Raw genomic sequence first — 7,085 nt, 5'->3', positions numbered from 1 at the left:
AAGAGCGGAACCAATAGCAGCCGTGACCGCAGCAACGGATATGTACCCATAACCCCGCCATCCCCCCCGCCATCCCCCCGCATTGCACCCGCAGCCCAGAGCCGATAGTCTTGCAAATCATTACCAGCCCAATCGCCCCAGCACCCCCGGGCCCATTGGGTAAAAGGAGAGGTTTGTGAACATCGGACAGTTCGCCTTTCAACGCCAGGTTGAAAATCTATACGTCGACCACAACGCCTGGCTACGTACCCTGTTGCGGCGCAAGCTGGGCAACGCATTCGACGCCGCCGACCTGGCCCACGACGTCTACCTGCAACTCATGCGCAAGGGCCAACTCCCGCCCACCGGCGAATCCCGGCGGCACCTGACCCAAATCGCCAACGGCCTGGTCATCGACCTCTACCGCCGCCGCCAGATCGAATCCGCCTACCTGCAAGCCCTGGCCCTGTTGCCCGAACCCTGCGCCCCCGATGAAGAAACCCGCGCCCTGGCCATCGAGGCCCTGATCCAAATCGACGCCGCCCTGCACAGCCTGCCACCCAAGGCGCGCCAGGCCCTGTTGCTGTGCAAGCTCGATGGCCTGAGCTACCGCGAGATCGCCGCCAAGCTCCAGGTCTCCGTCTCCTCGGTGGAAAAGTACATCGCCGCCGGCCTGCTGGCCTGCTACCAGACCCTGTACGGCTGACCCTCGCAATGTCGACCGAGCAGCCAATCTCCCCGGATATCATCGAGCGCGCCGCCGCCTTAATGGCCCGCCTGTGGGCCGATGACGCCAGCGCCGAAGACCACGCCAACTGCCTGCACTGGCGCGCCGAACACCCCCATCACGAACTGGCCTGGACACGCCTGCTGGGCTTCGAACAAAAACTCCACAGCATCCCCGCGCCGGTGGCCAGGCACAGCCTGGCCGAACCCGACGCTCCCGACTCCCCCGACCGCCGGAGCACCCTGCGCCTGCTGGGCCTGTTGGTCGCAGCCGGTGGCCTCACCTACGGCGTGCGCCACACAGACGCCTGGCAACTGGCGAGTGCCGGCCATAGCACCCGCACCGGTGAAGTTCGCGAAGTGGTATTGCCCGACGGTACCCGCCTGGTATTGGGCCCGGCTTCAGCAATTGACGTGCAGTTCGATGACGACCAGCGCCTGGTGCTGCTGCGGGCCGGCGAGGTCTTCATCACGACCGCGCCGTCACCCCGGCCGTTTCGGGTGCAGAGTCGCCAGGGCGTGTTTCATGCCCTGGGCACGCGTTTCAGCCTGCGCCAATGCGACGACGGCAACTGCCAGTTGGCCGTGCTTGAGGGCACCGTGCAGGTACAGCCCGACCATGGCGCAGGTGCGCGGGTGGAGGCAGGTCAAGGCGCCACGGTTTCCAGGGACACCGTGCAGCCGACCGCAGCAGTGACTGATCGCAGCATCGCCTGGGTCAAGGGCCTGTTGGTGGCCGATGGCACCCGGCTCGACGAACTGATCGCCGAGCTGGGACGCTACCGCCGCGGTGTACTGCGCTGTGCGCCTGAGGTGGCGATGCTGCGGGTCAGCGGTGTATTGCACCTGGACAATACCGACCTGGCGCTGGACAACCTGGCCGCCGCGTTGCCGATCCAGGTGGTGCGGCGCACCCGCTATTGGGTGACGGTCCGCGCCCCTGCCTGAAAATTCCTTGAGGTTTCGATTGAGGGTTTTGGCCGCTCGTTCGGAAGATAAGGTAAGGGCGAGCAAAGGCTCATTCAGTCAGGGAGACTTCATGAGTAACAAGGATGTGGCTGCGGCCAAACCCAGGGGGCGCGGCGCGGTCTCGCAAGTGTTGCGGCCGGTGCGCGGGCGACTGATCGCTGCGGCACTGCTGGCCGGTGTGGGCAGTATGCTGACGCTGGTGCCGCTGGGGGGCATTGTGCATATCGCCAGGGTCGCCCTCGGCGCGCCGTCGATGGCCCAGGCATCGGGCGAGGTCTGGTTGACCATCAGCCTCAGCCTGGCGAGCCTGTTCGCGGGCCTGCTGTTGATGACAGTTGCGGAGACGGTCGCGCACCTGGCCGACAACCACATCACTCGCCACTTGCGCCTGGCCATCGCCCAGCGCCTGAGCCAGGTGCCGCTGGGCTGGTTCACCGAGCGGGCGTCGGGCGAGGTCAAGCAGGCGATGCAGGATGACATCGGCACCCTGCACAGCCTGACTGCGCATTTCTACACCACCGTGGGCCGTTGTGCCGGGGCCGTGCTGCTGTCGGCGGCTTATCTGTTCATGGTGGACTGGCGCATGGCGCTGGTCTCGCTGTTGCCGTTTCCGGGGTTTTTGCTGTTTTTTACCCGGGCGATGAAAGCCAGCGGCAGCCACATGCAGTCCTTTGTCGAGCGCATGACCCGGGTCAATAACGCGGTGGTCGAGTTCGTCAACGGCATTCCGGTGGTCAAGGCCTTCGGTGCCACCGGCAAGGCCCACGCCAGTTACCGCAAGGCGGTAGATGAGTTCAGCGAAGCCTTCGTTGAGTTCACCCGTCCACTGGTGGGGACGATGGCCAATGCCAACGCGATGATCGCCCCGGTGACGGTGCTCGCCATGGTGCTGACGTTTGGCCTGGTGTTTGTCAGCCTGGGCTGGATCAGCGCGGTGGAGGTGCTGCCGTTCGCCATTGTCGCACCGGGCATTTGCGCGCCACTGATGCTGCTGAGTTACATCGTGCATGATCTGGACAACGCCACCGGCGCGGCCCAGCGCGTGCAGGCACTGCTGGCGACGCCGGTGCTGGCGCAGGTGGAGCCGGGGTGCGAACGCTTGCCCAAGGACGCCGAAGTACGCGTCGAAAACCTCGGGTACGCCTACGACCCGCAGCACCCGGTACTGTCGAACATCAGCTTTACCCTCAAGCCTGGCACCGTAACCGCCATCGTCGGCGCCTCGGGTTCGGGCAAGTCGACCCTGGCGCGCCTGCTGCTGCGGTTTTTTGACCCGACCGAGGGGCGTATCACCCTGGGCGGCGTCGACCTGCGGCAGATCGAGACCTCGCAGCTCTACAACCTGATCGGCTTTGTGCTGCAAGAGGTGCGCCTGGTCCACGCCAGCGTTGCCGAAAACATCGCCCTCGGCCGGCCCAGCGCCAGCCGCAAGGAAATCGAGGCGGCGGCACGGGCCGCGAATATTCATGAGTGCATCATCGGCTTGCCACGGGGCTATGCCTCGGTGATTGGCGAGGACGCGCAGTTGTCCGGTGGCGAGCAGCAGCGTATCAGCATCGCCCGCGCAGTATTACTGGCGCCGCCGGTGCTGGTGCTGGATGAACCCACGGCCGCCGCCGATGCTGCAAACGAGGTGGCAATCCAGGAGGCGCTGTCGCGCTTCGCCCAAGGGCGCACGCTGTTGGTGATTGCCCATCGCCTCGATACCGTGATGCACGCCGACCACATCATCGTGCTGGAAAACGGCCGTATTGTTGAACAGGGCACCCATCCTCGACTGATCGCGCAAGAGGGCCGTTATGCGCGCCTGTGGGCGTCGGGCGGTTACAAACAGACCCGCGAACAGGCGCTGCCGACATGCTGAAAACCTTTATCGAACTGTTGGGCGATGACGGGCCGGTCTTCCGTCGCTATGTCGGGAAAGTGATGTTCTACGGTGCGCTGTGCGGGCTGACTCTCGCCGCCCTGGTGCCGGTACTCACCGACATACTCAACGGTGATCTGGCCGAAGCGGCGTTGTGGCTGGTGGTGTTCCTGGCGGCGGTGGCGACGTGTTGGGCCACGCGACGCGAGGTTGAAAAGGCTGGCGTCGCGGTGGGTGTGGCGGTGCTGCAAGGCGGGCGCCAGCGCATCGGCGACCATGTGGCCGAACTGCCTGTCGGCTGGTTCACGCCTGATAACACGGCGCGGCTCAACCAGGTGGTGACCCAGGGCATGATGGCCGTGGCTCAGCTGCCGGCCCATGTATTTACTCCGGTGCTCAGCGGCGTGGTGACGCCATTGGTGCTGGTACTGGCGTTGTTTGTGCTGCACTGGAAAATGGGCCTGATCGCCTTGCTGGCGTTGCCGATTCTCGGCGGCGCGTTCTGGCTCAGCGCCCGCCTTGGGCGGCGCGCCGACCGGGCGTTCCAGCGCAGCTCGGCCGACACCAGCCAGCGCATGCTGGAGTTCGCCCAGTCGCAGTCGGTGTTGCGTGCCTTCAGTGGCGGCGGCAGCTCGGTGTTCCTGCAACGGGCGATCGAGCAGCAGCACGTGACCGGGGCGCGCCTGATCCTGCTGTCCGCCACCTCGATTCTGCTGAACATATGGCTGGTGCAGGTGGTGTTCGCGGCCTTGTTGATCGCCGCCGCGCTCTGGCTTGACGCTTACCTGGGAAATGCCTTGCACGTGGGCTCGGTGATTGCGGTGATGGTGTCGCTGTTGCTGGTCAGCCGCTTCATTGACCCGTTGCTGGAGGTGGCCGGCTATGGCGAAACGTTGCGCGGTGCCGGGGTGCAGCTTGAGGCGGTGCGCGAGATATTGGCCGCGTCGCCCCTGAAGGTGCCGAGCGCGCCGCAATCTCCCCGGGATGCCTCGGTGGAGCTGTTCGATGTGAGCTTTCGCCACGCGGCCGGTTCAAGGGACGTGCTGCGCGGGGTGAACCTGCGTATCGAGCCCGGCAGCATGACCGCGCTGGTGGGGGCTTCCGGTTCGGGCAAGACCACGCTGTTGCGGTTGGTCGCACGGTTTTTCGAGGTCAGCCAGGGCCAGGTGTGCATCGCAGGCGTGGATGTGCGACAGATGTCCGGTGAGCAGCTCAACGCGCAGATCAGCCAGATCTTCCAGGACACGTACCTGTTCCAGGGCAGCGTCGCCGACAACATTCGCCTCGGCAAACCCGACGCCAGCGACGCACAAGTACTGGAGGCCGCGCGGCAGGCTGGCGTGCAAGAGATTATCGAGCGCCTGCCGATGGGCCTGTCGACCACGGTGGGTGAGGGCGGGGCACGCCTGTCCGGTGGCGAGCGTCAGCGTGTCGCGATCGCCCGTGCGTTGATCAAGGGCGCGCCGATCCTGCTGGTGGACGAAGCCACGGCAGCACTGGACGCCGAGAACCAGGCGGTCATCGCCGAAACCCTGGCACGCTTGCGCGGCACATGCACGCTGATCGTGATCGCGCATCAGTTGTCGACGGTGGTGATGGCCGACCAGATCGTGGTGCTCGATGAAGGCCGGATCGTGGAGCAGGGCACGCCTGAGCAATTGACCGCAAGGCAAGGGCGCTATGCCCGGTTCCTCGCGCAGCGGCGAGCATCGAAAGGCTGGCGTATCGCTTAGTGGACCCGCCAGGCAGGCGGGTCCGAAGGGCAGGTCAGAGCTTCGGCAGTTGCCCGATGCGGCCCATCATTTCGGTGACGATCTGCAGGTCCAGCAGGAACTGGTCGACGGTCTTGAACTCGTTGTCGGTATGGCCGGTGTACTTGACCTCCGGCCGTGCCAGGCCGAATTGCACGCCGTTGGGCAACTCATGCACCGAGGTAGCGCCGGCAGACGTGCCGTACTTGTGCTCCATGCCCAGGTTCTCGCTGGCCACCGCCAACAGCGCCTTGACCCACTCGCCCTCAGGGTTGCGGTACATCGGCTCGGCGATCGAGTAATCGAAGGTCACAGCCACGTGGTTTTTCTTGGTCCAGGCGCTGAGCTTGTCGGCGATTTCGGCCTTGAGCGCTTCCGGTGACTTGCCCTTTGGCACCCGCAGGTTGACCGCCAGCTTGAAGGTAGTGTCATCTTCGCCCACATAGGTCAGCGAGGTGGTCAGCGGGCCCATGAACGCATCGGAGAAGCCCACGCCCAGCTTGGCGCCCAGGTAATCCAGGCCCCAGTTGTTGGCGGCGTAGTGCGCGGCGTCGGTGAACTGGTTGTGCTTGAGCGCGACCTTGCCGTCGAGGCTGTTGAGGAAGTCGAGGACCCTGGCTACCGGGTTCACCCCGGATTCCGGTTCGGAGGAGTGGGCGGACACGCCAGTGACGGTCAACTGAACGTCCTTGCCGACGACCTTGGCCGCCACTTCAAAGTCGCCGCCATTGCGCTTGGCGTATTCGCTGCCGGCCTTTTGCAGGCTGGCGGCCAGTTCGGCAGGCTTGTCGCTGAGCAATATCACCACCGACGCCGACGGAATCTGGTTGGTGGCCTTGCCGCCGGTCATCGAGATGATTTCTGCGCCTTGGCCTTCAGCCTTGCGCTTGGGGAACTTGGCCATGACCGTGCCGTAGCCTTTCTCGGCGATCACCACCGGGTAGCCGCCGTCCAGCGCCAGGTTGTAGTTGGGCGTTGGGTTGTGCTCGAAGTAGTACGGGATCGCGTCGCCGGAGGTTTCCTCGGTGGTGTCCACCAGCAGCTTGAAATTGCGCGCCAGCGGCAGCTTCTCTTCCTTGATCACCTTCATCGCGTACATCGCCACCACGATGCCGTTCTTGTCATCCTCGGTGCCGCGACCATACATCCGGTCGCCGATCAGCGTGACTTTGAATGGGTCGAGCTTGGTGCCGTCCTTGAGCACCCAGTTTTCCGGGGTTACCGGTACCACGTCCGCGTGAGCGTGGATGCCGACCACTTCATCGCCGCTGCCTTCCAGGGAAATCTCGTAGACGCGGTTGTCGATGTTGCGGAAGTTCAGGTTGAACGACTCGGCCAGGCTCTTGATCTTGGCGGCGATCTTGATGAACTCGGGATTGTCGTGCTGGGCCACGCCGGCGACCTGGAAGGTCGGGATCTCCACCAGCTCACGCAGGGTTTCAGTGGCGGCCGCACCGTACTTCACCCGCGCATACAGGCCCAGCAGGCGATGGATTTCATTCTGCTGGTCGGCGGTCAGGTCCTTGTTGTCGAGAAAGGCACTGATGGCCGGGCCGAGGTTGTCGCTCTTGGCCACGTCACTCTTGGCCAGGCTGGCGAGGAACTGCCGGAAATCCTTGACCGAGGCATCGCTGAAGGTCTTCAGGATGACGGCGTTCTGTTGTGGGGTGAGGTTGGCTTGAGCTTGGGTGGTGAACACCGAAAGGCTGGCGGCCATCAGGGTGGCTACGGCCAGTTGCTTGAGGGAAAAATCCATTGCTGGGGGCATTCCTTTGCAGGGAGTGAGTGAGAAATGT

General features: G+C 64.5%; 5 protein-coding genes. 4 read left to right on the top strand and 1 reads right to left on the bottom strand.

What is annotated here, in order from left to right:
* The first annotated feature begins 175 nt into the window (after positions 1-175).
* From HX805_RS27595 to HX805_RS27580, 4 genes are all read left to right on the top strand, one after another.
* The gene (locus HX805_RS27595; protein ID WP_087694914.1) at positions 176-685 is read left to right on the top strand and encodes a sigma-70 family RNA polymerase sigma factor; all 510 of its coding nucleotides are present in this window, start codon (positions 176-178) and stop codon (positions 683-685) included.
* Between the two features lie 8 nt (positions 686-693).
* Complete coding sequence (locus HX805_RS27590) at positions 694-1,653, top strand: FecR domain-containing protein (protein ID WP_177080293.1); 960 nt, start codon at positions 694-696, stop codon at positions 1,651-1,653.
* Positions 1,654-1,744: 91 nt separating this feature from the next.
* Positions 1,745-3,538 carry an ABC transporter ATP-binding protein gene (locus tag HX805_RS27585; RefSeq protein WP_177117487.1) on the top strand — a complete coding sequence of 598 codons (1,794 nt, stop codon included), beginning with the start codon at positions 1,745-1,747 and terminating at the stop codon, positions 3,536-3,538.
* Entirely contained in the window at positions 3,532-5,271 is a 1,740-nt protein-coding gene (locus HX805_RS27580) for an ABC transporter ATP-binding protein (RefSeq protein ID WP_177117486.1), read from the top strand. The genes HX805_RS27585 and HX805_RS27580 overlap by 7 nt, the downstream gene beginning before the upstream one ends.
* 34 nt (positions 5,272-5,305) lie before the next feature.
* On the opposite strand, the gene HX805_RS27575 is transcribed toward HX805_RS27580, so the two are convergent.
* Positions 5,306-7,045, bottom strand: a complete 1,740-nt coding sequence (locus HX805_RS27575; protein WP_177117485.1) for a dipeptidase — start codon at positions 7,043-7,045, stop codon at positions 5,306-5,308.
* Positions 7,046-7,085: the final 40 nt, after the last annotated feature.

Origin of the sequence: Pseudomonas sp. G5001 (genome assembly GCF_013385475.1) — a bacterium.
Classification (GTDB): domain Bacteria; phylum Pseudomonadota; class Gammaproteobacteria; order Pseudomonadales; family Pseudomonadaceae; genus Aquipseudomonas.
The sequence above is the reverse complement of the archived record's forward strand: the minus strand, read 5'-3'. Positions and strand labels throughout refer to the sequence as shown.